Origin of the sequence: Bacteroides cutis (assembly GCF_900241005.1) — a bacterium.
Classification (GTDB): Bacteria; Bacteroidota; Bacteroidia; order Bacteroidales; family Bacteroidaceae; genus Bacteroides; species Bacteroides cutis.
Map to the genome: position 1 here is coordinate 978950 of NZ_OEST01000001.1, position 26286 is coordinate 1005235.

Genomic DNA, 26286 nt, shown 5'->3' on the forward strand with positions numbered 1-26286 from the left:
TATTTAAAGTGACGAAATTATGAAAAAAATAATATTCAATTTGTGCTTGTCTATACTAATGCTTGGAGTCGTTGGCTTTGTGGCTTCATGTTCCGATGACGACAACGGTCTGGCCTACGGCGCATTTTCGGTAGATCAAACCGAAATCACATTCAGTAACAACGAGGCTGATACTACTATTGTTGCCGTTACTTCTCCTTCCGACTGGAAGGTGGAAGTATCAGCAGAGTGGTTGAAACTTCCTTCCGGTGAAACAGCTTACGGGACGCCTGGCAATGCTACCAATATATTCCTTTATGCCGAAGAAAATACGAATGAGGAAGAGCGTACAGCGGTCATTACTTTTACGAACTTGGCAGACTTGTCGCAGGTAATCACTGTCAAGGTTGTTCAACCGGGGCATAAACCTTTCCAGTATACTGATACTAATAGTGCGGCGCCTGCAGGTATGCAGAGTAATGCGATAAAGCTTATGAAGGAAATCAGTGCCGGTTGGAATTTAGGTAATACAATGGAGAGTGATGGCGCTGACGAAACGGCCTGGGGAAATCCTATGACGACGAAAGCAATGATTGACGGATTGAAAGCACAAGGCTTCAACGCTATCCGTATCCCTGTCCGTTGGTATGCGCGTGCCAATGAGGAGATGGATATCAATGCCGCATGGATGGCTCGTGTGAAGGAAGTGGTGGACTATGCATACAATCAAGGTATGTACGTCATTCTCAATTCTCATCATGATAATTGGTATGACCGTATCGTTCCGGGAGCTCTTGGTGAAACCAAGACTGACATCCTGAATAGGTTTAATCATTTATGGACTCAGGTAGCTACAACTTTCAAGGACTACGATGAACACCTTTTGTTTGCCGGTACTAACGAGGTTATCTACATCTCTCAGGGTAAAGAAGAATGGGGGGAACCTACCAACGAAGACTTGTTTGTCTATATGAACGATCTCAATCAAACATTCATTGATGCCGTTCGTGCAACTGGCGGAAACAACGCTTGGCGTACACTTGTTGTACAGCCTTGGGCTGCTAGTCCTGAATTTGCGCTTAAACATTTCAAACGACCTACTGATGCGGTTGAAAACCGTTTGATGCTTGAATTCCACTATTATCAACCCTGGAACTTCTGTCAGCAGAGTGGGGACGACGCTAAGGGTGAAAATAAATATTATTGGGGAACTCCTTACGAAAGCCTATCTTACTCTACCAATACAGAAAATGATGTAATCAAGTTGTTCGGTAATTTGAAATACAATTTTGTTGATAAAGGTTTGCCTGTTATAATGGGAGAATACGGTGCAGTCAAGCATCAGAAAACTTCAGCCAACCAGGCACTGGGTATTAACTATACCAAATCGGAGGAATCTCGTGCTTACTATTTGGAATTTGTGGTTAGACAAGCCAAAAATCATGGTTTCGCGGCATTCTTCTGGGATAACAACTGTATTGATACTACAGGAGAAAACTTCGGGCTTTTCGATCGTGACAATAACATGGAACCTTATTCAGAAGTTGCGGTACAAGGTATTATGAAGGGAGTGCAGACGGGCGTTTATCCGTTCTGATGACTTTAAATATCTTCAGTTAATGAAGAAGTTAATATAGTATTGTGCATGTTATCGGCGACTAGTGCACTATCTTTTGTACTTTCGTTTGATAACATGTACTTTTTCTTTCTGATAGGTATTCTCTTTCATATAGTAAAAGGATAAAATAGTATCATAACTGTACTTCACAATCGGCTATCTTTGCGTTGTGAACAGTAACCCGAATTTGTACTATAAGAAACTGCTAAAATGAAAAAACTTGTATTTGTGACAGTGGCATTCGCTATGGGATGCTTACTGATTACTTCCTGTAGCACATCCGCTAAAAAACAATCGACAATGGATGAGAATTCGGAATTTGTACGTACTCCCGAGACCGGGGCATTACTTACCAATCTTAAAAAAGTATCATCCCGTGGTATTATGTTCGGCCATCATGACGATACGGTATATGGCATCGGTTGGGAAGGCGACGAAGGCCGTTCCGATGTAAAAAGTGTTTGTGGCGATTATCCCGCAGTTATCAGTTTTGATTTGGGAGAACTGGAACTGGGTGGCGAAGCCAATCTGGATAAAGTACCTTTCGATAAGCTCAGAAAGGAAATAATCAATCAATACCGGCGTGGTGGAATGATTTCGCTAAGTTGGCACGTACGTAATCCGCTGACGGGAGGAGATGCTTGGGATGTGAAAGATACGACCGTCGTTCAGTCCATCTTACCGGGTGGAGTTAACCATGAGAAATTTGCCGGATGGTTGGATAAAGTAGCCGGCTTCATCAATTCCCTGCAAACGGCAGAGGGGGTGAAAGTACCGGTGTTGTTTCGCCCGTGGCATGAAAATTCAGGTAGCTGGTTCTGGTGGGGAGAAAAACTTTGTACACCGGAAGACTATAAGGCTTTGTGGCGTATGACGGTAGACAGTCTACAGTCCAAAGGAGTGGATAATGCGCTTTACGCCTATTCACCCGGAACAGAACCGCAGGATACAACACAGTATTTGGAACGTTATCCGGGTGATGATTTGATTGATGTTATCGGTTTTGATACTTATCAGTTTGACCGTGATGCATTTCTTGCCGGACTCGAACGCTCACTTGCCATTGTGGATAGTATCGGCAAGTCACATGACAAAGTGATAGCCGTTACCGAAGTCGGTTATGAAGGTATTCCTGATCCGAAATGGTGGACCGGGACATTATTTCCTGCGCTGGAAAAATATCCGGTAGCTTACGTATTGGTATGGCGTAATGCCCGTGAACGAATAACTCATTTCTATGCTCCCTATCCCGGACAAACCTCTGCTGGAGATTTTGTGGAGTTCTACAAAAATCCGAAAACACTCTTTGCGGCAGATGTAAATTCTTTGTATAAATAAGATAAACAATAGATATGGTAACCTTTAAAGACAAAGTCTCAAAACTCTTTCAGGAATATGAAGAGTTAATTACAAGAAAAAACCTACCTTTGGAAGGAGGAAATGGCATATTCACCCGTTATAAGTACCCGGTGGTGACAGCGGCCCATACGCCTGTGTTCTGGCGATACGATTTAGATGAGAAGTCGAATCCTTATTTGATGGAACGTATCGGCATGAATGCCGCGATGAACTCAGGTGCTATCAAATGGAATGGGAAGTACCTGATGGTGGTGCGTGTGGAAGGGGCAGACCGTAAATCGTTCTTTGCTGTAGCCGAGAGTCCGAATGGTATTGATAATTTCCGTTTCTGGGACTATCCCGTTACGATGCCGGAGGATTTGATTCCCGCAACAAATATTTATGATATGCGTCTTACTGCTCATGAAGACGGTTGGATTTATGGTATCTTTTGTGCGGAGCGCCATGATGACAATGCACCGGCGGGAGACTTGTCGGCAGCTACGGCGACGGCAGCTATCGCGCGTACCAAAGATTTGAAAAATTGGGAACGCCTGCCGGATTTGAAGACGAAGAGCCAACAGCGCAATGTCGTTCTTCATCCGGAGTTTGTAGATGGGAAATACGCCCTCTATACCCGTCCGCAAGATGGCTTTATCGACACCGGTAGTGGCGGTGGCATCGGCTGGGCATTGGTAGATGACATGACATGTGCGGAGGTGAAAGAAGAGAAGATTATAGATCACCGCTATTATCATACGATTAAAGAGGTGAAGAACGGTGAAGGACCGCATCCTATCAAGACCCCGAAAGGCTGGTTGCATCTGGCTCATGGAGTACGTGCTTGCGCGGCCGGACTGCGTTATGTACTTTATATGTATATGACGGCTCTTGATGATCCGACGAAACTGATTGCCGCTCCCGGGGGGTATTTCATGGCTCCGGAAGGTGAAGAACGCATCGGTGATGTCAGCAATGTGCTCTTCTCCAATGGATGGATTGCCGATGAAGACGGAACGGTTTTCATCTACTATGCTTCCTCGGATACGCGTATGCATGTGGCGACTTCCACTGTGGACAAACTGGTAGATTACTGTATGAATACACCTGCCGACGGTTTGGGTACTTCCGCATCGGTAGAAACCTTGAAGAGGTTGATAGATAAAAACTTTGAAATACTGTCATGGCAACACTGAAAGAAAAAATAGGTTATGGTTTCGGAGATATGTCTTCCTCTATGTTTTGGAAGATATTCTCCTATTACCTGCCGTTCTTTTATTCGAATATCTTTGGTCTGAGTCTGGCCGATGCAGGCGTGCTGATGTTGGTAACCCGTATTTGGGACGCGTTATCCGATCCCATGATGGGAGTGATTGCCGACCGCACTCATACCCGTTGGGGCAAATATCGTCCGTACCTGTTATGGGTGGCAGCGCCTTTTGCCATTGCGGGAATATTACTTTTTACTACTCCCGACATGGGGGCAACGGGTAAACTCATCTGGGCATATGCTACCTATATCCTGATGATGACCGTATATACGGCCATCAATGTTCCATACGGGGCTATGTTGGGCGTGATGACCGATGACTCGAATACGAAAACGATTTTCTCTTCTTACCGTATGTTCTTTGCATACGGTGGCAGTTTCATTGCTTTGGGAGCGTGGGAGCCGTTGTGCAATTGGTTCAAGTCGATGGATTGCAGCACTGCCGGAAGCTGGCAATACGCTATGATCGTCATTGCCTCTTTTTGTTTTCTCGGTTTCTTGCTCTGTTTCAGTATGACGAGAGAACACGTCAAGAGTGCTGCTGCCCAATCAATAGGTAAAGATGTGAAGTCACTCGTCCGCAATTCTCCCTGGTGGATATTGAACGGTGCGGCTTTGCTCTCCAATTTCTTTAATACGGTGCGTGGGGCTACTGCCGCTTACTTCTTTAAAGACTATATCAGTGCGAATGCTTATCTTGATTTCGGCATCTTCAATATTGTGCTCTATGCGGGGCTGTTCCTTATGGTAGGTGAAGTCTGCAATATGTTGGGAGTAGCGTTGGCCGTACCTTTATCATTGAAATTCGGTAAGAAGTCCACCTATGTCCTTTCATTGGTTTGCTTGGCTGTTTTTAGCGTACTCTTTTTCTTTGTGCCCAATAACGGATTGGGTTGGTGGCTGATGATGATATTCCAAGTACTGATTTCTATTTGTACAGGGATTGTTTCTCCGCTTATCTGGAGTATGTATGCCGACGTGGCAGACTATGCCGAACAAAAGGATGGTACATCATCGACGGGATTGATTTTCTCTTCAGGTTCTATGGCTCAAAAGTTTGGCGGTGCTTTTGCCGGTTGGGCTGTGATGGCATTGCTGGCATGCTTTGGTTACAATACAGCCGAGAATGCCATACAGACACCCGAAGCATTGAATGGTCTTAGGTATCTGATGAGCTTTATTCCCGCTGCGATTGCGGCAGTCTCCATTCTGGTTCTGTTGATTTATCCATTGAACAAAGCTCGGATGATGGCTATCAATGCGGAATTGAAAGAACGAAGAGGAAGTGATCGTTTAATGGAATGATAATATGATGAGGATTGTTGGAATTATGAATATAAATAAGATGAAGAAGGAAATGGAGGAAGAATTGGTATCCAATATCCTCCCTTTCTGGATGAATAGAATGACAGATCTGGTAAACGGCGGTTTCTATGGCCGTATTGCCGGAACAGAGGTATTGATGCCTGAAGCGGAGAAGGGAGCTATCTTGAATGCACGTATTTTGTGGACTTTCTCGGCCGCTTATCGTCTTTTAAAGAATTCTGATTATCTGAAAACTGCTACACGGGCAAAACGAACTATCATTGACAAGTTCTATGACAAGGATTTTGGAGGAGTTTATTGGTCGCTCGACTGTAAGGGGCAGCCGTTGGATACTAAAAAACAGATTTATGCTTTAGGTTTTGCCATTTACGGTTTGAGCGAGTATCATCGGGCTACGGGTGATGAGGAAGCTCTGGACTATGCCATCCGCCTTTTTGAAAGTATCGAGCAGCATAGTTTCGATGCAATAAAGAATGGTTATTGCGAAGCGTTGACTCGCGAATGGGGTGAAATAGCCGATATGCGTTTGAGTGATAAGGACGAGAACGAACGTAAAACGATGAATACCCACTTGCACATTCTTGAACCTTATACCAATCTGTACCGGGTATGGAAAGATGAACGTCTGGAACGGCAACTCCGTAATCTGATTTCTCTCTTTACAGACAAAATCCTGAACCAGCACACCGGGCATTTGGAGTTGTTCTTCAATGACGATTGGGTAAGTAAATATCGTATCGTTTCCTACGGGCACGATATTGAAGCTTCGTGGCTGATACATGAAGCGGCCCTTGTTTTAGGAGATAAGACGGTGTTGGCAAAAGTCGAGCCATTGGTGGAGTATATCGCAGCCGCTGCCGATGAAGGGTTGACCCCGGAGGGCGGAATGATTTATGAAACTTTTCTTGATAAGAATAAAACCGATACCGACCGCCACTGGTGGGTACAAGCGGAGAACGTGGTGGGGCATGTCAATCTCTATCAGCATTTCGATGACGAAGTAGCGTTGCAGAAAGCTTTTCGTTGTTGGGAGTTTATCAAGAAGTATCTGATAGATTATAAATACGGTGAATGGCATTGGAGTGTACGCGCTGACGGTACGGTGGATACCTCCGATGATAAAGCCGGATTTTGGAAATGCCCGTATCATAACGGACGCATGTGTATGGAAATAATAGAACGTTTTTCATAAGTGTTTGGATAATAGTTTTTATACTTCTTCCGGTTGGAAGAGTTTATCATTAAGGGCTTGTAGAGCCTTTTTTTTGTCACTGGTCTTGATGACGAACGCTACATCGTTATTACTGCTCCCATAGGAAATCATTCGTAAGGGGATGTCATTCAACACTTCGATAATTTCTGCCTCAAATCCGGTATGTTGCCATTGCATATTCCCTACCACGGAAACTATACTCATGCGGTTTTCTACCAGTATTTTTGCATAACGATTTAGTTCGGATAGTATACCGGATAAACGCTCGCAATTGTCTATGGCAACAGATATATCCAGATTGGAAGATACCAACAGACAGAGGGGGGTACGGTATTTAGCGAATGTTTCAAATATTTTGCTGATGAATAAATAGGGACACAGGGCATGATTAGACCTGAATTTGACATAAATGATGTTATCTTTGGCTGCTATGGCTTTGATAACATTGGCATCTTGCCGGTCGGATATCAGTGTACCTGTTGCTGTAGGTTCCATAGAGTTGAGTAGTCGTACCGGAATATTACGTTTCCTTGCCGGTGCAATACAAAATGGATGTAAGATTTTAGCTCCATAGAATGCCAGTTGTTCGGCTTCATTAAAACTGAGATGTTTCACGGTATGTGTACCGCTTACTTCACGCGGGTCATTATTGTGTATGCCGTCAATATCTGTCCATATTTGTATTTCCTCGGCTTGGATGGCCGTCCCGATGAGAGAGGCTGTATAGTCACTGCCTCCTCGTTTCAGATTATCTGTTTCACCGTAAGCATTTTTGCAAATAAAACCTTGTGTGATGAAAAGTTGCGTATTCGGATATTGGTTTATTTCGTTCTGAAGCCGCTTTTCTATATAATCTAAATCAGGTTCGCCATCCAGACCGGTACGCATAAAGTTGAAAGCGCAAAGTAGTGTACTGTTGACTTTCTGTTCGTGCAGATAGAAATTCATCAAAGCGGTGCTGATCAATTCACCTTGTGCAAGTACCTCCTTTTCTTCGATGGCGGTAAAAGAGTCTTTAGTAAACTTCCATATTTGCTGAAAGCGTTCGAGAATATAATCAATTGCTTCCTGTTTGATGAGTTTGTCCGTTAATAGTTCGTTGGCAAAGTCTATGAACTGAAATTCCAGACGAGTTATCTTATCATGTGCCAATTCAATATCACGGCTGAAAAGGCTTGCCGCAATCTCTTCCAAATAATTCGTAGTGCCTGCCGTGGCAGACAATACTACTATTTTGGGGGTAGCATCTGCGACAAGTTCAGCTACATGTTTCATCCTTTCTACTGTACCGACGGAAGTTCCGCCAAATTTGCAAACTTTCATTTTTTGTTCTTTTTTTGATTATTCATTTATTATTAATTTGAGAGAAGGCATTATTACCTTTTCATTTTAGCATGTTTTTATCAAAATGAAAAGGCGTGATAGCAGACCTGATATCTGTCTTTATGCTTTTCTACGGTTGTCCTGATGAGGATCTACTACTTTTCATACCTTTTTGCATTCAGACTCTCGTCTATAAAAGTTCAAAAGATGTGCCGTTGCTTTTATGGAAAAATTCTATATTTGCACGTCCCTGTTTTTACCATTTGTCATTTAAAATCTATTTTTTGATATGAGTAAGATATTGATCATTGATGATGAGGTACAAATTCGTACCTTATTGGCACGCATGATGGAACTGGAAGGTTATGAAGTCTGTCAGGCCGGTGATTGCAGGGCTGCTTTGAAACAATTGGAACTTCAAGGTCCGGATGTGGCGTTGTGCGACGTCTTTCTTCCTGATGGGAATGGTGTCGATTTAGTGCTGGCCATCAAGAAAGCCGCTCCTAATGTAGAGGTTATTCTCTTGACGGCGCACGGCAATATCCCCGATGGAGTGCAGGCTATTAAAAACGGTGCTTTCGACTATATCACCAAAGGAGACGACAATAATAAGATTATTCCTCTGATAAGTCGTGCCGTCGAGAAGGCACGTATGAACGTGCGGTTAGAGAAATTGGAGAAGAAAATGGGGCAGGCTTATTCTTTCGATTCTATCTTAGGAGAATCCAAAGTCCTGAAGGATGCTGTTTCATTAGCTCGCAAGGTGGCAGGGACAGACGTACCCGTGCTGTTGACCGGAGAGACGGGAACCGGTAAGGAAGTCTTTGCCCAAGCTATTCATTATAATAGTAAACGTGCCAAGCAGAGTTTTGTAGCGGTGAATTGTTCTTCGTTCAGTAAGGAACTATTGGAAAGTGAAATGTTCGGGCATAAGGCGGGTTCGTTTACTGGGGCATTGAAAGATAAGAAAGGATTGTTCGAAGAGGCCAACAACGGCACTATCTTTTTGGATGAAATAGGTGAGATGGCTTTCGAACTCCAAGCCAAACTGTTGCGTATCCTTGAAACGGGAGAATATATCAAGATAGGGGACACGAAACCCACTCGTGTCAATGTGCGCATTATCGCTGCAACCAACCGTAATTTGCCGGAAGAGATCTCCAAAGACCGTTTTCGTGAGGATTTATTCTATCGTCTCAGTGTTTTCCAGGTACATCTGCCGCCTTTACGTGAACGTATGGGCGATATCCGCTTGCTGGCAAAGGCCTTTGTGAAGAACTTCTCCGTACAACTGTCGCGTGCGATAGGTGAGATTTCTCCCGAATTTCTTGCCGCCCTGGAACAACAGCCCTGGAAAGGGAATATCCGCGAATTGCGCAATGTGATAGAACGTAGCCTGATTGTCTGTGAGGGCGAACGGCTGGAAGTGGAAGACTTGCCACTCGAAATTCAGAATGTCCATTATGAACAATCGGACGATAATGCTTCCGGCAGTTTTGAACTTTCGGCTATGGAACGCCGCCACATAGCCCGTGTATTGGAATACACCAAAGGGAATAAGACGGAAGCTGCACGGCTCCTGAAGATTGGATTGACCACCTTGTACCGTAAGATTGAGGAATATAAGATATAGTTGGATTTTCAATCTTTTTGTTAAAGTGCATTTTTTATTTTACTACTATTACTCCTTCTATTTTGACAAGCACCCTTCCATTTTGGAAGGGTGCTTGTTGTTTATTTCTTTCTCTATATAATATACACCTCTCTGTTTATTAGTTACTTATAGTGTAACTTCATTCTTTGGCACATCTTTGGCATCTTACTTTCCCGGTAAAAACATATAGTAACATTTTAAAAGGTAAAAACATGGGAACAACTATTTCATTTATTCTCTGCCTGTTGAGCGGCTTGTTCGCTTTCTGGCTTTTCTGGAAGTGTGTAGATTGGTTTGAAAAGATTTAAAGGAGAGGGATTATGTACACAATATTATTTGTATTAGGTATAGCGGTGTTCGGGTACTTGATGTATGTGCTTTTGAAGCCCGAGAAGTTTTGAGAGGTTTGTAAATGATAATCAATGAATGAAATGAATACGGAAATTTTAGGTATAGCCTTGCAGATCTTTCTGATGGTGGGATTATCCTACCCGCTGGGGAAATACATTGCAAAGGTATATAAAGGAGAAAAAACAGGATCGGACTTCATGAAGCCGGTTGAGAGACTGATTTTTAAAGTAGGAGGCATTAATCCTCGGGAAGAGATGAACTGGAAACAATTCCTGAAAGCTCTCTTGATATTGAACGCCTTTTGGTTTATCTGGGGTATGATATTGTTGGTTACACAGCATTGGTTACCGTTAAATCCGGATGGAAATGGTCCGCAAACTCCCAGTCAGGCATTTAATACCTGCATCAGCTTTATGGTAAATTGCAACTTACAACACTATTCCGGTGAAAGCGGTCTGACCTATTTCACCCAATTGTTTGTCATCATGCTCTTCCAGTTCATTACTGCCGCTACCGGCATGGCGGCTATGGCGGGTATCATGAAATCCATCGCTTCCAAAACCACGAAAACGATAGGTAACTTCTGGAACTTCTTGGTTCTGAGCTGTACACGTATCTTGTTGCCACTTTCACTGGTTGTCGGTTTTCTGCTTATCACGCAAGGAACACCGATGGGATTTGAGGGTAAGATGAAAGTCACCACATTGGAAGGTCAGGAACAACTTGTGTCACAAGGTCCTGCGGCAGCTATCGTTCCCATCAAGCAGTTGGGTACCAACGGCGGTGGATATTTCGGGGTAAACTCCTCGCATCCTTTGGAAAACCCTACTTATCTGTCTGATATAGCGGAATGTTGGGCTATCTTGATTATCCCGATGGCGATGGTCTTTGCGCTGGGCTTCTATACGAGACGAAAGAAATTGGCGTATAGTATTTATGGAGTGATGCTTTTTGCCTATCTGGTAGGTGTCGGCATCAATGTTTATCAGGAAATGAATGGTAATCCGCGTATTGATGAACTGGGCATTGCGCAAGACGGTGGGGCAATGGAAGGCAAAGAAGTTCGTTTAGGGGCTGGAGCCACTGCCTTGTGGAGTATCACGACAACGGTCACTTCCAACGGATCGGTCAATGGCATGCACGATTCGACGATGCCTCTTAGTGGATTGATGGAAATGCTGAACATGCAGATTAATACCTGGTTCGGTGGCGTCGGAGTGGGTTGGATGAATTATTATACGTTCATTATTATCGCAGTATTCATTAGCGGACTGATGGTGGGGCGTACACCGGAATTTCTGGGCAAGAAGGTAGAGGCACGCGAAATGAAAATTGCCACTATTGTAGCTTTACTCCATCCGTTTGTGATCTTGGTCGGTACTGCATTGTCCAGTTACCTCTATACCTACCATCCCGATTTCGTTGCGGGCGAGGGCGGATGGTTGAACAATCCCGGTTTTCACGGCCTGAGCGAACAGTTGTACGAGTTCACTTCCTGTGCCGCAAACAATGGTTCGGGCTTTGAGGGGCTGGGTGATAATACTCCGTTCTGGAATTATGCATGCGGTTGGGTACTTATTCTGAGCCGGTTCATTCCGATTGTGGGGCAGGTAGCCATCGCAGGTTTATTGGCAGAGAAGAAATTTATTCCGGAGAGTGCCGGTACTCTGAAGACAGACACGCTGACGTTCGGCATTATGACTTTCGTTGTAATCTTCATTGTGGCTGCCCTGTCTTTCTTCCCGGCACATGCCCTGAGTACGATTGCCGAACATTTCTCAATGTAACCGACGGTGAAACTATATGCAACGTACAAGGCATCTGCACTTAACCGGAAAGACTTGTATACTTATCTCCTTTGATATTGGGACTGAGAGGTCAAAACATCCGGATGTATTGCCCCAAAACATGGGGATGTTTTTGCCCAAAAGACCCGGATGTTTTACGGTAAAACATGGGGATGTTTTGAATGAAGAGTTCCGGATATTCAGACCTTCGATATAAGGATGAGAGGAATTAAGTCCCTATAGGAAAGGTAACAGGTATAGAACTCTGGTCCGTACAGTATTATTTTATATAACTAAAGATATGAAAGATAAAAAATCAGCTTCTTTATTTCAAAAGGAGCAAATCATGGAAAGTTTGAGACAGTCATTTGTGAAACTAAATCCACGGGTGATGATAAAGAACCCGATCATGTTTACGGTAGAAGTAGTGACAGCTATTATGTTGGTTGTCTGTTTGCTCTCGTTGACAACTCCGGAATATGGGACGTTTGGATATAATTTCCTGGTATTTATAGTTCTGTTTGCCACCCTGTTGTTTGCCAATTTTGCCGAGGCCATCGCCGAAGCACGTGGTAAGGCACAGGCAGACAGCTTACGCAAAACCCGTGAAGAGACTCCCGCCAAAATCCTGGTCGATGGTAAAATTCGCAGTATCAGTAGCTCACGTCTGAAGAAGGGGGATTATTTTATTTGTGAAGCCGGTGATACAATCCCTGCCGATGGTGAAATAGTAGAAGGATTGGCATCTATTGACGAGAGCGCCATTACCGGTGAGTCTGCTCCGGTTATTCGTGAAGCGGGTGGTGACAAGAGTTCCGTGACAGGAGGTACAAAAGTGCTTTCCGACAAGATAAAAGTATTGGTAACCCAGCAGCCGGGTGAAAGTTTCCTCGACAAGATGATTGCGCTGGTCGAAGGAGCCACCCGGCAGAAAACACCGAACGAAATAGCGTTGACTATCCTCTTGGCTGGTTTTACATTGGTGTTTGTCATTGTGTGCGTCACTCTGATACCGATGGCGGACTATACCAATATCGACCATCCGGGTACATATATTTCTATTGCCGCCATTCTCTCCCTGTTTGTCTGTCTGATACCGACTACTATCGGCGGTTTGCTCTCTGCCATCGGTATTGCGGGCATGGATCGTGCGTTGCGTGCCAACGTCATCACCAAATCGGGCAAGGCAGTAGAAACTGCCGGTGATATTGATACTTTGTTATTGGATAAGACCGGTACCATCACTATCGGTAACCGTAAAGCTACGAAGTTTCATCCTGCTCCAGGCGTTGACGAGAAGCTTTTTATAGAAACCTGTCTGCTTTCTTCACTTTCCGATGAAACTCCGGAAGGAAAATCCATCATCGATTTGGGGCGTGAAAACGGCTATCGGATGCGCGATTTGAACACGACCGGCGCCCGCATGATTTTGTTTACCGCCGAAACCAAATGTTCTGGCGTGGACTTGCCGGACGGAACCCAAATCCGAAAAGGCGCCTTTGATGCCATCCGTAAGATTGTGGAGAGTGCCGGAAATAAGTTTCCCGGAGAAGTGGAAGAAGTCATTTCGGCAATCTCCGGTAATGGTGGAACTCCGTTGGTGGTATGTGTCAACCGGCAGGTAACAGGTGTCATCGAGTTGCAGGACATTATCAAACCGGGTATCCGGGAACGTTTTGAACGTCTTCGCAAGATGGGAGTGAAAACGGTGATGGTGACCGGTGACAACCCGTTGACTGCCAGATATATTGCGGAAAAGGCAGGTGTGGATGATTTCATTGCTGAGGCTAAGCCGGAGGATAAGATGGAATATATCAAGAAGGAACAGCAGGCAGGTAAGCTGGTAGCTATGATGGGTGACGGTACGAATGATGCTCCCGCATTGGCACAGGCCAATGTAGGTGTTGCCATGAACAGTGGTACGCAGGCTGCCAAGGAAGCCGGTAATATGGTGGATCTTGACAATGATCCGACGAAACTGATTGAAATCGTGGAAATAGGCAAGCAGTTGTTGATGACACGCGGCACGCTGACCACTTTCTCCATAGCAAACGATGTTGCCAAGTATTTTGCCATTATTCCTGCCTTGTTCATGGTTGCCATACCGCAACTGGCACCGCTGAACGTCATGGAATTGCATACTCCTGAAACGGCTATTCTTTCGGCTGTCATCTTCAACGCTGTCATTATTCCGATTTTGATACCGTTGGCTTTGAAGGGAGTACAATATAAGCCGATAGGTGCCAGTGCGCTGCTTCGCCGTAATCTGCTGATATATGGGGTAGGCGGGGTTATTGCACCGTTCATAGGTATTAAACTGATAGATATGTTAGTCGGTTTATTCTTCTAAATTATCAATTAACTAATAATAAAAAGGAAAAATGAAAACTCTTTGGAAATCACTTAAAATAACACTCGCATTCTGCGTGTTCTTCTCCGTCTTTTATATTCTTGTTTTGTGGATATTTGCACAATTTGCCGGTCCCAACAAGGGGAATGCGGAAGTGGCCACCCTGAATGGGAAAGTAGTAGGCGCTGCCAATGTGGGACAGCAGTTTACGGAAGATATCTACTTTTGGGGACGTCCTTCCTGCGCCGGTGCCGGTTACGATGCCTCCGGTTCTGCCGGCAGTAACAAGGGGCCTACCAATGAGGAATATCTTGCTGAAGTGGCAGCCCGTATAGATACTTTCCTGTTGCATCATCCTTATTTGAGTCGCAAGGATGTTCCTGCCGAAATGGTTACCGCCAGTGGTTCCGGGCTGGATCCCGATATCACTCCTGCCTGTGCCTATATACAGGTGAAGCGGGTGGCACAGGCACGTGGCATGAATGAGGCGGATGTAAAGGCGATAGTTGACAAAACTGTGGAGAAACCGTTATTCGGTTTGTTCGGTACGGAAAAGGTGAATGTACTGAAACTGAACATCGCTTTAGAGGAAAATGGAGTTAACAAAAGAAATAACGAATAAGAATATGAATACTTTAAAAATACTTTTCATTAGTATGGTTGTTGCCGTTGCAGCATGTTTTACAGGGATCACTCAAGTGCAGGCTCAAGAGTTTAAAATACAAGGTGACTTGGTAAGCTCATACGTGTGGCGTGGCTTTTATCAGACCGGTGCCAGCTTTCAGCCGACATTGGGTTTTGGTATCGGTAATTTTTCGTTGACGGCATGGGGCTCTACCGATTTTGATGGAACCGTTGCTTCGGAAGGTGTGGCTGCGAAAGAGATAGACTTGACGGCCGCTTATACTTTAGGTCAATCAGGTTTTATACTTTCTTTGGCCAGTCTCTGGTGGGCAGGGCAGGGAGCCGGTAAGTATTTTAATTTTAAGAGCCATGAAACAGCTCATCATTTTGAAGCGGGGCTGGCATATACATTACCTATGAAGAAATTCCCATTATCAATAAGCTGGTATACCATGTTTGCCGGTGCCGACAAAAATGAAGAAGGAAAACAGAATTATTCTTCTTATGTCGAATTGAATTATCCGTTCAGTATCAAGTCCGTCGACTTGAACGCTACTTGCGGCTTTTTGCCTTATGAAGCCGGTATAGGCGTTTATGGAATATCCAATAATGGTTTTGCCGTGACCAATTTGGCTTTGAAGGCTACGACGGATATAAAGATAACAGATAAGTTTGCTATACCGGTGTTTGCTCATGCCATCTGGAATCCACGTATGGAGGATGCACATCTGGTATTTGGCATCACTTTGAAACCATGAACAGAGAAGAAAGCGTACAGCATTTCCTGGACTTGATAAGGAAATCCCGCTATGGCAAGTTCAAACTTTACATCGGTATGATTGCCGGGGTGGGCAAGTCATACCGTATGCTCCAGGAAGCACATGAACTGTTGGATAATGGGGTAGATGTACAGATTGGCTATATCGAGACTCATGGACGTACCGGGACGGAAGCGTTGCTTGAAGGACTTCCTCTCATTCCCCGCCGCAAGATTTTCTATAAAGGGAAGGAGCTGGAGGAGATGGATTTGGAGGCAATCGTCCGAAGCCATCCTGAAATTGTGATTGTAGATGAACTGGCGCATACCAATGTAGAGGGAAGTAGGAATGAGAAGCGATGGCAGGATGTAATGGATTTGCTGAGTGAGGGTATCAATGTCATTTCTGCCGTCAATATCCAGCATATAGAAAGCTTGAATGAGGAGGTACAGGGTATTTCCGGTATAGAAGTGAAAGAACGTATTCCCGACAGTGTGCTGGAGGAAGCCGACGAGGTGGTAAATATTGACCTGACTGCCGATGAACTGATTACCCGTCTGAAAGCCGGAAAGATTTACCGTCCGGAGAAAATACAGACAGCGTTGACTAATTTCTTCCGGATAGAGAATATCCTTCAGTTGCGCGAACTGGCATTGAAGGAAGTAGCGCTCCGGGTAGAAAAACAGGTAGAGAATGAAGTGGTGGCGAATGTCGGGGTTCGCCATGAGAAGTTTCTTGCCTGTATCAGTAGTCACGAAAAGACGCCACGGCGTATCATTCGCAAAGCAGCACGTTTGGCCACCCGCTACAATACTTCTTTTGTGGCTCTCTATGTGCAGACTCCCCGTGAAAGTACCGATCGCATAGAATTGGCGAGCCAGCGATACCTGTTGAACCATTTTAAATTGGTTGCCGAGTTGGGTGGAGAGGTAGTACAGGTGCAGTCCAAAGATGTGTTGGGAAGTATTGTGGAAACTTGTAAAGAGAAGCAGATAACGACCGTATGTATGGGAAGTCCTTCCTTTCGTCTGCCGCAATCATTGTTTATGATATTGAAATACAGAAAATTTGTGAGTAAACTGGCACAAGGGAATATAGATTTGATTATACTTGCATAAATTTTAATTAGAGAAGAGTTATGAATATTCGAACAAAATTAATACTAAGCGTAGGTATATTGGCGGGAATGATAATTCTATTAGTTGCCTTGTCTGTTGTGAACCTGCAAATTCTGACGGCAACCGAACCGGACAGTCCGGCGGCAATGCCCGGTCTGCAACGTGCATTGTTATGGATATCGATTGTCGGTGGTATCTGTATCCTTACCAGTATCGTATTGCTGATTTGGTTACCCCGTTCTATTAATAAACCTATCCGGGAACTGACGCAAGGTATTCTTGAGATAGCTAATCACAATTATGAGAAACGGCTTAATATGAGTGGTCATGAGGAGTTTCGTGCGGTAGCCAATGGTTTTAACCGTATGGCGGAACGCTTGGCGGAATATCGTGCCAGTACGCTGAATGATATCCTGGCTGCCAAGAAGTTTCTGGAAGCGATCGTCAATAGTATTGACGAACCGATTATTGGCCTGAACCGGGAACGGGAAATTCTCTTTATCAACCACGAAGCGCTGACCGTTCTCAATCTTAAGCGGGAAGAGGTAATTCGCCATTCTGCCGAAGAACTGTCGTTGAAGAATGATTTACTCCGTCGACTGGTACGTGAGTTGGTAACTCCCGGCGAAAAGAAAGAACCGTTGAAAATCTATGCGGATAATAAGGAGAGTTATTTCAAAGCTTCTTATATCACCATTCTTAATTCGGAAGCCGACGAAGACGAACCCCGTAATCTGGGTGATGTTATCCTACTGAAGAATATCACGGAATTCAAAGAACTGGATACAGCAAAAACTACGTTTATCTCTACCATTTCCCACGAACTGAAAACGCCAATATCGGCTATCCTGATGAGTCTGCAATTGCTCGAGGATAAGAGAATAGGGGCTTTGAACGGTGAACAGGAACAACTTTCAAAAAGTATTAAAGACAATGCCGGCCGTTTGCTGGACATTACCGGAGAGCTGCTGAACCTGACACAAGTGGAGGCTGGCAAACTGCAAATGATGCCGAAGATAACCAAACCTATCGAACTGATAGAATATGCCATCAAAGCCAATCGGGTACAGGCCGATAAGTTCGGTATTCAGATAGAAGTGGAGTATCCGGAAGAAAAGATGCCGAAATTGTTTGTTGACAGTGAGAAGATAGCTTGGGTACTGACCAATCTTTTGAGCAATGCCATCCGTTACTCTAAAGAGAACGGACGTGTGATTATCGGTGCCCGGCATGATAATGACTTTGTGGAAATGTATGTGCAGGATTTTGGTAAAGGTATCGACCCGCGTTACCACCAGAGTATCTTTGACCGCTATTTCCGCGTACCCGGAACTAAAGTACAGGGTAGTGGGTTGGGACTTTCCATCTCGAAAGATTTTATAGAGGCTCATGGTGGCACTTTGACCGTTCAAAGCGAGTTGGGAAAAGGCAGCCGTTTCATTATGCGGCTAAAAGCATAACACTTTGCAGCGTTCTCCTTGCTTTACTTTCTACGGTACAGTTGGGGTGACATGCCTGTCTGCTTCTTGAAAAAAGTGCCGAAATAGGAAGCATTGGGGAAGTTGAAGAAATCGGAAATCTCCTGAATATTCTTTTGTGTATTCTTAAGGAGTGATATACTTTTACGGATAATGGATTTGAATATCAACTCTTGTACAGTATATCCGCAGATTGATTTGGACAGGGCCGACAGGTACTTGGGAGACAAACAAAGTTTATCGGCATAAAACTCCACGCCGCGCTCTTTCGTATAATTCTGCTCAATCAACTGGATGAGCCGGATAAAAACGTCATGCTTGTGCCCTACGTTTTCCCGGTTGGTAATAAGCTTGCGGTTGTAGATGGAACATATCCTGTATGTCAATGCCAGCAACAATAATTTCTGTTCATAATGGTTATAAGTATTTTCGCCCATTTGTAGCGTGTTGTCCAGCAGAGACATATATTTCATAACTTCTTCCTCTTCGCCGGTATTCCATACATAACACGGCTCCGTTGCGAGTTGCGAGTACAGATACATTGAAGCTACCGTATTACCGATAAAGTCCCGTATCGGTTCTATCTGATAGACGAGTATAAAGACTTCGATGTTCTGTGAGGCTTGTTGTACCTGAAAGAAACAATCTTCAGGAATAAAAACTGTTTCACCCGCTTGGGCGGAGAAAACCTTGTCGTTAAGTGAAAATGTAAAACTTCCTTGCTGACAAATGATAATACCCACTCCGTTTACCGGAAAAGGCTTCATTAAAGATTCGGGAAAGGCATAGAGTATACCTTCTGAACTGCAAATATCTTGTCCGTCCGCCAATGCACGGTCGAGGCGGTTTAACTGTTCCTGTTGAAGATTCATATTACGGGAAATCACTATTCTATACTTAAAACAGTGCTAAGTTAGTAATTTTCGTTTAGGATAGGGTATTACAACTACAAATATCATACAAATGAAGCAGGCATATAATGTCCATCCTGCCATTTCCTTCACGGCAGAAAGTGTGGCTTGTATTTGTATGCGGCCTTTGGTGGACATGGCGGCCATATTGACTGCTTCTTGCTTGCTTTTTCCCTGGTATTGCATCCCTTGTACGGTTTGGGTAAATGATGCGGATGCTTCGGGGTGTAACATGTCTACATCGTGTGCATACCGGGTGACGTAATATTGTTGCCTTTCTTGCAGTACGTTGGTATAAAGGGCGGTACCGATAGCGGGAGCCAATACCATGCGTACGGTGAGCATGGTGCAAATCCAGGAAGACAGGTACTTGTAGGGCATGCGCTGGGTGGCGAATGTGGGTATCAGTGAATAGAGTAACATCATGCCTGTGGAACGGATGATGACCGGATACTTCATGCGTTCATACAATCCGGCATCTTGCACTTCAAAGTACATGAACATAGCAGACAGTCCCAACAGCAGGAAACCGGTGGAAAAAAGATATTTGAAATGTACCCCTTTCACACTCAGCCAGATAGTGGCAATGCCGCCGATGAAATATCCCAGCATGCTCCAGTTACCCAGTGTGGCATTTTGAAAGTTATCCAGTTTCATCCCTATCCCTGTAAACACATTGACAAACATGGCGCTGGAATTAAGTACCATCAACAAGAAGTACAACAGAAATCCCATACGGATGGTGCGTAGCTTGAATACATCCAATTGGTAGTAGGGATTACGTTGGGTGGCTTCTATATAGATAAACAGTCCACCCGCAATAATGGCGCAGATAGTGGCCCATTGTATGGTGGGGTCATCATACCAGTCGAGCACTTTTCCGTAAGTCAATACATAAGTGATGCAAACCAGTGTAATACTGAAAATGGAGGCATTGCCAAATTGTTTGAAATTGATGGGGAAACGGCGTGTGGTATATTTATGATAGGGCATCGTAATGAATGTGATGAGGATGCAGAGCAACAGCAGACCCATCATAAAATAGTATACATATTGCCATTCGTATTCAAAGGCAAGCCAGGCAGTGAGTGAAGTTCCTATCTGTCCTAATATCATGAAAAACAGATAAATGGCGGGTTGGGCGGCACTCCGCTCGATATCCAGTTTGTCCCAACCTTCTCCGGTTGCGGGTTCGTTGCCGGGCGTTATTTTCTCATAGGCCTCTATATGTCCGGCATACTTGATGAGGGTAAACAGATTGACCATCATCAGTACCATCCGGAGAAATCCTGTGAGTAGGCTGCAAAGCGCCAGCAGGAATATACTGTCGGTCTTGGCGCAGATGTAACTGAATATATACATTAGCGAGAAACCGGCGATACACATCATTTTCTCCCTGCGGATGAGTACCAACCGGTACAAAAAAGGGCAGAAAGCCGCCATACCTATTGATGTGGCAAAGTTAGTGAATTGGATGTGCTCGGAAATAATACCCAGTCCGCTCATCATCTCAGTACTATTCACCGAGTAGGTTCCTCCCACCGTGAGTATCGGTAGGAAGAATAATACCAGTATAATAATGCCAACCGGTTTTGGTACCCAGTTGTAGAATGGGTAATTTCTTGGATATGAAGGCATAGGATAATTGATGATTAAAGTTTTACTTTCACTACCGCCATCATACCTGCCGCCAGTTTTTCATTCTCCTCTTTAGACAAATTGGTGAAATCAATGCGTACTGGTATGCGTTGTTGTATCTTTACAAAGTTTCCGGCGGAATTATCAGTAGGAACCAGAGAGTATTTGGAGCCGGTAGCGCCGGATATGGCCGTTATCTTTCCCGTGAATTTCTTGTTGCTGATGGCATCCACTGTGATGACGACTTCCTGTCCCGGATGCAGGTTCTCTATCTGAGTCTCTTTGTAGTTGGCAATAATCCATTTCTGTGTATCGGGCAGAATGTAAGTGATGGTCTGTCCGGCAGTGATAAACTGACCTTCTTCCAGCGCACGGCGTCCCAGTTTACCATCGCAGGGAGCCACCACTACCGTATAAGAGAGATTCAGCCGTGCCATCTCTAAAGCAGCTGTTGCCCGCTGAATGGCAGCTTCGGTATTTTCCCGTCGGTGAGATACTTCATTTACGCCGGAGAAAGCGGCCTTTTGCTGGCGCTTTGTTGCCTCGAGTCTTTTGCGGGTAGCTTCGTATTCTGTTTCTATCTGTTCTAACTGTATGGGAGTGGCTGCATTCCTTTTTACCAGATTTTGATAACGTTGGCGGTCTTTCTCCAATTTTGCCAGTCGAATTTCTATTTCTGAAATGGAAGCATCATAGACTGAAGCCGTGGTTTGTGTGGTCTGTAAGGTGGCTCCGATGACGGTAGCTCCTGCTTGTGCGTCTTTCAAGGCGGCTTCGGCTTCCATTACGCGGATTTTGTATTCACGGTCATCTAGTACAAGCAATGTGTCTCCCTTGCGTACCTCCTGATGTTCGGTGAAGTATATCTTCTTGATATAACCCGATGCACGCAGATTGACGGGCGAAATATATTGTTCTATTTGGGCATCGTTACTCGTTTCAGTCTGTTTATAGTCTAGGAAGAGACAGACAACCTGAATTACTCCCCAAATGATAATTGCTATGCCTATCAGGCTGACCACGATTTGCCAACGGCGTAACTTCCGTAGTTTTTTTGCTTTTTCCTGATGTGTATTTGTTGCGCTGTCAATTTCTTTTGTTCCCATATCCGTTATACTATTTAATATGATTATTTGAAAAATTACTGATGATTAATCAATGTTTCTATTTGTCCCGTGAGTTTCAGCAACAACAAAGTGGTTACCCGGTAATTGTAATGTGCACTGATATAATTGTTCTGTGCCTCACTCATCCGCATTTCATCCTGAAGGACTTCGGTCATCGAAGTGATACCTTCCCGATAGCGGTCCATAGTGACTGTATACACATCTTCCGCTAACAGATAATTGTCTTTCTGCTTTTTGAAATTACGTTGATTGTTCATCAGGTCGTTAGTGGCATTCAGATATTGTGTTTGCAAGTTCTTGCGAGTGTTCTCCTGTGCCAGTTTTATGTTTTCTATATCAATTGTTGCTTTTCGGGTTTTATACCGTTTATCCAGACCGTCGAATATCGGTACACGCAAGGATAATCCTATCCCATAAGAACGGAACCAATGATTGGAAGGACCACTATGAAACCAATGATACCCCTTATCTGTATAAGCGGAAAACATCCAGTTGCCTGTCAAGTTTAAAGAGGGAATATAACCGTGTCCAATCATCTTTTTTTGTTGTTCAGCCATCATCCTTTGTGATTGTATGAGTTGTAACTCATACAAACCTTCCGATAGGCCGGTCAATGCGACTGGGGTAATATTTTCGGGATTTACCGGGGTCAGGGTTACCTGTTCGTTTGTTGGGTAATCAATGATATATTTGAGCAGGTTTATCTGTTGTTCCAGCATTGCCTTTGCATTATCATATTGTACTTTCAGGTTTTCCAAATTGATGTTTACCCTCTTTACGTCGACCTCCATTGCCATTCCATTATCGAAAAAAGCCATGGTGATATTTTTCAATTCTTCCAGCCGGATGATATTCGCTTTTGTCAGAGTGATTTGTTCGACTGTGGTTTGTCCCAGATAATACAATTTACAAATTTCCAGAATGAGGTCTTCCCGTGCTTTCTCGTAAGAAAGTTGGTTCAGTTCGTCCATTGTTTTGGCAATGGACATAGTGGTGTAGAGTGTCTGGTTGTAAAGCGGCATTTGTAGTTGCAGCCCGAAGTTGGCATTGTGCTGCAAGGTATAAGTAACGTTGTAAGGATTACCATATGCTGAACCATCGGTAACGGATACCGGTGGATCAAAGTTATCATTATAATTAGCGAAGCCATTGATTTGCGGTAATAACCTTGCACGATTTTCAGAAATGCCGTACTTACCTTTCTGTATTTCATTACGTTTACTTTCTAAGGATAAATTGTTCTTAATCCCTATCTCAAGGCACTCTTTCAGGGTTAGAACCTTTTGTGCGTGTCCTCCTACGACAAGTAAACAGAAAAAAGTAAAAGTGAATAGTAGTCTTTTCATGATATACAACTGATAATTTCCCACAAAGTTAGCGGCTTATCGTTGAACAAGTCTATCCATATATCAACTGTTTGTGTTCACATTTTCCTTTTTCTGCATTTTTTGAACTTGGTTTATCCCTCAAAAGCAAACAAGTATTTGTTAAAAGGCTGTTGTACTTTTGTTTTTTTGTCCGTATTTCTGTCATATAAATAATTTGTGGAGTATTCTATCGGTAAAAGGATAAATTGAAATGAACAAGATAGGCGATATCTGAGATTAGTGAAAACAAGAAAAAAGAACTGAAAGCAAGTGAATATCTCAATAGCTGTTGAACTAAATCATTACATTTGCCAATACAATATAATGAGTAAAAAATATATCTGGTAAATCTCGTTAATTGTGTTTTTACTCTTCATCTTGATGTAATGTTGTTATAAGTAGACCTATTCTGCTATTTACAAACTTAATGATTATATACATGAATAAACTCAAACTAGTGGTAGCTGGAGTGTTGTTTTCCAGTATTATGACTGCTCAAGAATGGAAACCGCAAGAATGGCCGGTTTTGAAACAGTATGATCAAGAACATCTTTATCAGATAGCCTTGCCATTAGGAGGTATTGGAACTGGAACTGTAGCGCTTGGTGGTCGTGGAGAACTTCGGGATTGGGAAATTATGAATATACCGGCAAAAAAGTATAGTACGGTTACAACTGGAAATGATGCTCCGTTTTTCGCCATTTATGTCAAACCATGGCAACAGAAAGCAACTACTACTTTGTTGGCAGGTCCTTTGTATACTCAGGAATATCTCCATTATGAAGGTCGTCCGGTTAATCATCATGGAATGCCACGCTTTGCGAAGGCTTCATTTGGCGCAGCTTATCCTTTTGGACAAGTATATTTGTCCGATGAAGAATTGCCGGTAAAAGTAAGAATAAAAGGCTTCAATCCCTTCATACCTGGAAATGCGGAAGCAAGCGGATTACCGATTGCCGTACTTTCTTATGAAGTGACTAATAGTACTACACGGCAGATTGAAGTGGCTATATGTGGGTCTATGCGTAACTTTATCGGTAAAGATGGAAGTAAATTTCAGACCGACTGGAAAGGTGACTACATTCCTGTCGGTGTAAAAAATAATAAAAATAAATATATTGAAAGTGATATAATGAGAGGGATTTATCTATATTCTGACGGCGTGGATAAAAAAGATCCGGCATGGGGAACTATTGCTCTCACAACTCAAGCAACCGATGGTGTAACTTTTCGTACTTCTTCAAAAGCGAATGACTGGAATAATGGAATATTAAATTTTTGGGACGATTTCAGTGCTGACGGTGTATTGACAGAAAGGGGGGTATCGAAAGATGAAGATCCAATGGCTTCTTTATCTGTAAAGAAGACAATAAAACCACAAAGCACAGAAACATTTACTTTTTATATCACTTGGAATTTTCCGAACCGCCAAGCATGGTCTTCTACTGTAGTTGGTAATTATTATAGTCAAAAATATCAGGATGCTTGGAAAGCGGCAGAGACTATTATTCCGCAAATACCTGAATTGGAGAAGAAAACTTTATTATTTGTAAATACCTTGCTTAATACATCTTATCCGGATGTCGTAAAGGAGGCTGCTTTGTTTAATCTTGCTACTTTACGGTCACAAACCGTGTTTCGTCTTCCTAGCGGGCACATGATGGGATGGGAAGGGGTTATGGATCGTTTTGGCTCATGCGCGGGTTCATGTACACATGTTTGGAATTATGAGACAGCTACTCCTTATCTTTTTGGTGACTTGGCAAAAACAATGAGGGATGTGGAGTTTAATTATGCTACTAAGGAAAATGGGTTAATGAATTTTCGTGCGTCTCTTCCCCTTTCCAAAGCTAATCCTCCAAAATCGGCTGCTGCTGATGGGCAAATGGGGTGTATTATGAAAATATATCGTGAATGGCAACTTTCGGGAGATAATGATTTTTTGAGAAATAATTGGATGCAAGTAAAAAAAGTTCTCTCTTATGCTTGGATAGAAAAAGGATGGGATGGTAATCAGGATGGGATTATGGAAGGTTCTCAACATAATACAATGGATGTGGACTATTACGGCCCTAATCCGCAAATGGGATTTTGGTATATGGGAGCACTGAAAGCGGCAGAAAAAATGGCACTTGCCATGCAAGACAAAGATTTTGCAAAAAAGTGTAACGTTTTGTTTGAAAATGGTAGTAAATGGATGGATCAGAACTTATTCAATGGTGAATATTATGAACATAAAATTACCGACCCGAAAACATTTGAATATATTGACATGAATGATCCAAATGCTCAGATACCACCATTCCAATTAGGATCTGGTTGTCTGGTAGATCAGTTGGTGGGACAATATATGGCACATCTGTGTGGGTTAGGCTATTTAGGAAAAAAAGAATATATTCAAGCAACAATGAATAGTATCATGAAGTATAATTATGTTTCCGATTTTAGCCGTCATTTCAATAATATGCGTTCTTATGTGTTGGGAACTGAAGCTGGTTTAGTTATGGCATCCTGGCCTAAGGGGCGTTTGGAGGTACCATTCCCGTATTTTGCCGAGGTAATGACTGGATTTGAGTATTGTGCGGCCGTAGGTATGATTTATGAAGGTATGAAAAAGGAAGCATTGACCTGTATACAGTCTATTCGTGATCGTCATGATGGAGCTAAACGAAATCCGTTCAGTGAACCAGAGTGTGGGCATCATTATGCCCGTTCGATGGCAAGTTGGTCTATCATTGTTGCTTTAAGTGGTTTTCAATATTCCGGTGTGGACAAGAGTATGACTGTGACAGATTGTCCTGGAAATTATTTTTGGAGTAACGGATATTCATGGGGGACTGTCGATGTCAGTGTCACAGGGGTTACAATTGAAGTAATGAGTGGTTCTCTTAATTTAAAATCTCTTACTGTCGGGAATGAGGAGACGATGGAATTGGATAATTTTGTTTTGAAAGAAGGAGATGGACGAGTAATCAGACGACGAATAAAAGAGTGATGCTTATATCTGTTTTACAGATAAGCCAATGTGTTCAACATCATAGCTTACATCGCTTTAT

At 43.4% G+C, this 26286-nt stretch carries 19 protein-coding genes; 14 read left to right on the forward strand and 5 right to left on the reverse strand.

Annotated elements, in window-relative coordinates:
- Positions 1-19: 19 nt before the first annotated feature.
- The 5 genes from C1A09_RS03790 (at position 20) to C1A09_RS03810 (ending at position 6723) form a co-directional block, all read left to right on the forward strand.
- Positions 20-1576, forward strand: coding sequence for a cellulase family glycosylhydrolase (locus tag C1A09_RS03790; protein ID WP_101542366.1), 1557 nt, complete (start codon positions 20-22; stop codon positions 1574-1576).
- Positions 1577-1807: 231 nt separating this feature from the next.
- A complete protein-coding gene (locus C1A09_RS03795) occupies positions 1808-2935 on the forward strand; it encodes a glycoside hydrolase family 26 protein (RefSeq protein ID WP_101542367.1) in 1128 nt (375 codons plus the stop codon).
- A 14-nt stretch (positions 2936-2949) separates the two neighbouring features.
- Positions 2950-4131 (forward strand): glycoside hydrolase family 130 protein, encoded by a 1182-nt coding sequence (locus tag C1A09_RS03800; protein ID WP_101542368.1) that lies wholly within the window; start codon positions 2950-2952, stop codon positions 4129-4131.
- The gene (locus C1A09_RS03805) at positions 4119-5510 is read left to right on the forward strand and encodes an MFS transporter (protein ID WP_101542369.1); all 1392 of its coding nucleotides are present in this window, start codon (positions 4119-4121) and stop codon (positions 5508-5510) included. Before C1A09_RS03800 ends, C1A09_RS03805 begins: the two co-directional genes overlap by 13 nt.
- Positions 5511-5535: 25 nt before the next feature.
- On the forward strand, positions 5536-6723 hold the full coding sequence (locus C1A09_RS03810; RefSeq protein ID WP_101542370.1) for an AGE family epimerase/isomerase: 1188 nt from the start codon (positions 5536-5538) through the stop codon (positions 6721-6723).
- Positions 6724-6741: 18 nt separating this feature from the next.
- Here the strand turns inward: C1A09_RS03810 and C1A09_RS03815 are convergent, their stop codons facing one another.
- The gene (locus C1A09_RS03815; RefSeq protein WP_101542371.1) at positions 6742-8067 is read right to left on the reverse strand and encodes an aspartate kinase; all 1326 of its coding nucleotides are present in this window, start codon (positions 8065-8067) and stop codon (positions 6742-6744) included.
- Positions 8068-8356: 289 nt separating this feature from the next.
- Here C1A09_RS03815 and C1A09_RS03820 point away from each other — a divergent pair, with 289 nt between their 5' ends.
- The 8 genes from C1A09_RS03820 to C1A09_RS03860 all read left to right on the forward strand — a co-directional run bounded on the left by C1A09_RS03820 (position 8357) and on the right by C1A09_RS03860 (position 18169).
- The gene (locus tag C1A09_RS03820) at positions 8357-9700 is read left to right on the forward strand and encodes a sigma-54-dependent transcriptional regulator (protein WP_101542372.1); all 1344 of its coding nucleotides are present in this window, start codon (positions 8357-8359) and stop codon (positions 9698-9700) included.
- A 341-nt stretch (positions 9701-10041) separates the two neighbouring features.
- Entirely contained in the window at positions 10042-10122 is an 81-nt protein-coding gene (kdpF, locus tag C1A09_RS16700; RefSeq protein WP_101542373.1) for a K(+)-transporting ATPase subunit F, read from the forward strand.
- 30 nt (positions 10123-10152) lie between these two features.
- On the forward strand, positions 10153-11859 hold the full coding sequence (gene kdpA / locus C1A09_RS03830; protein ID WP_101542459.1) for a potassium-transporting ATPase subunit KdpA: 1707 nt from the start codon (positions 10153-10155) through the stop codon (positions 11857-11859).
- A gap of 301 nt (positions 11860-12160) precedes the next feature.
- A complete protein-coding gene (gene kdpB, locus C1A09_RS03840; RefSeq protein WP_101542460.1) occupies positions 12161-14209 on the forward strand; it encodes a potassium-transporting ATPase subunit KdpB in 2049 nt (682 codons plus the stop codon).
- 31 nt (positions 14210-14240) lie between these two features.
- Positions 14241-14831, forward strand: a complete 591-nt coding sequence (locus tag C1A09_RS03845) for a K(+)-transporting ATPase subunit C (protein WP_101542374.1) — start codon at positions 14241-14243, stop codon at positions 14829-14831.
- 4 nt (positions 14832-14835) lie between these two features.
- Positions 14836-15591, forward strand: a complete 756-nt coding sequence (locus C1A09_RS03850) for a hypothetical protein (RefSeq protein ID WP_101542461.1) — start codon at positions 14836-14838, stop codon at positions 15589-15591.
- Positions 15588-16709, forward strand: a complete 1122-nt coding sequence (locus tag C1A09_RS03855) for a sensor protein KdpD (protein ID WP_101542375.1) — start codon at positions 15588-15590, stop codon at positions 16707-16709. The genes C1A09_RS03850 and C1A09_RS03855 overlap by 4 nt, the downstream gene beginning before the upstream one ends.
- Positions 16710-16729: 20 nt before the next feature.
- Positions 16730-18169 (forward strand): ATP-binding protein, encoded by a 1440-nt coding sequence (locus C1A09_RS03860; RefSeq protein WP_101542376.1) that lies wholly within the window; start codon positions 16730-16732, stop codon positions 18167-18169.
- Between the two features lie 23 nt (positions 18170-18192).
- Here C1A09_RS03860 and C1A09_RS03865 read toward each other — a convergent pair whose 3' ends face one another.
- From C1A09_RS03865 to C1A09_RS03880, 4 genes are read right to left on the reverse strand one after another with little or no spacing between them, the layout of a single operon-like run.
- Positions 18193-19059, reverse strand: coding sequence for a helix-turn-helix domain-containing protein (locus tag C1A09_RS03865; protein ID WP_101542377.1), 867 nt, complete (start codon positions 19057-19059; stop codon positions 18193-18195).
- Positions 19060-19095: 36 nt separating this feature from the next.
- The gene (locus tag C1A09_RS03870) at positions 19096-20736 is read right to left on the reverse strand and encodes an efflux MFS transporter permease (RefSeq protein ID WP_101542378.1); all 1641 of its coding nucleotides are present in this window, start codon (positions 20734-20736) and stop codon (positions 19096-19098) included.
- A 14-nt stretch (positions 20737-20750) separates the two neighbouring features.
- A complete protein-coding gene (locus C1A09_RS03875; RefSeq protein WP_101542379.1) occupies positions 20751-21842 on the reverse strand; it encodes an HlyD family secretion protein in 1092 nt (363 codons plus the stop codon).
- Positions 21843-21877: 35 nt separating this feature from the next.
- On the reverse strand, positions 21878-23209 hold the full coding sequence (locus C1A09_RS03880; RefSeq protein ID WP_101542380.1) for a TolC family protein: 1332 nt from the start codon (positions 23207-23209) through the stop codon (positions 21878-21880).
- Between the two features lie 460 nt (positions 23210-23669).
- On the opposite strand from C1A09_RS03880, the gene C1A09_RS03885 reads away from it, so the two are divergent.
- Positions 23670-26225 carry a GH116 family glycosyl-hydrolase gene (locus C1A09_RS03885; protein ID WP_101542381.1) on the forward strand — a complete coding sequence of 852 codons (2556 nt, stop codon included), beginning with the start codon at positions 23670-23672 and terminating at the stop codon, positions 26223-26225.
- The last annotated feature ends 61 nt before the right edge of the window (positions 26226-26286 follow it).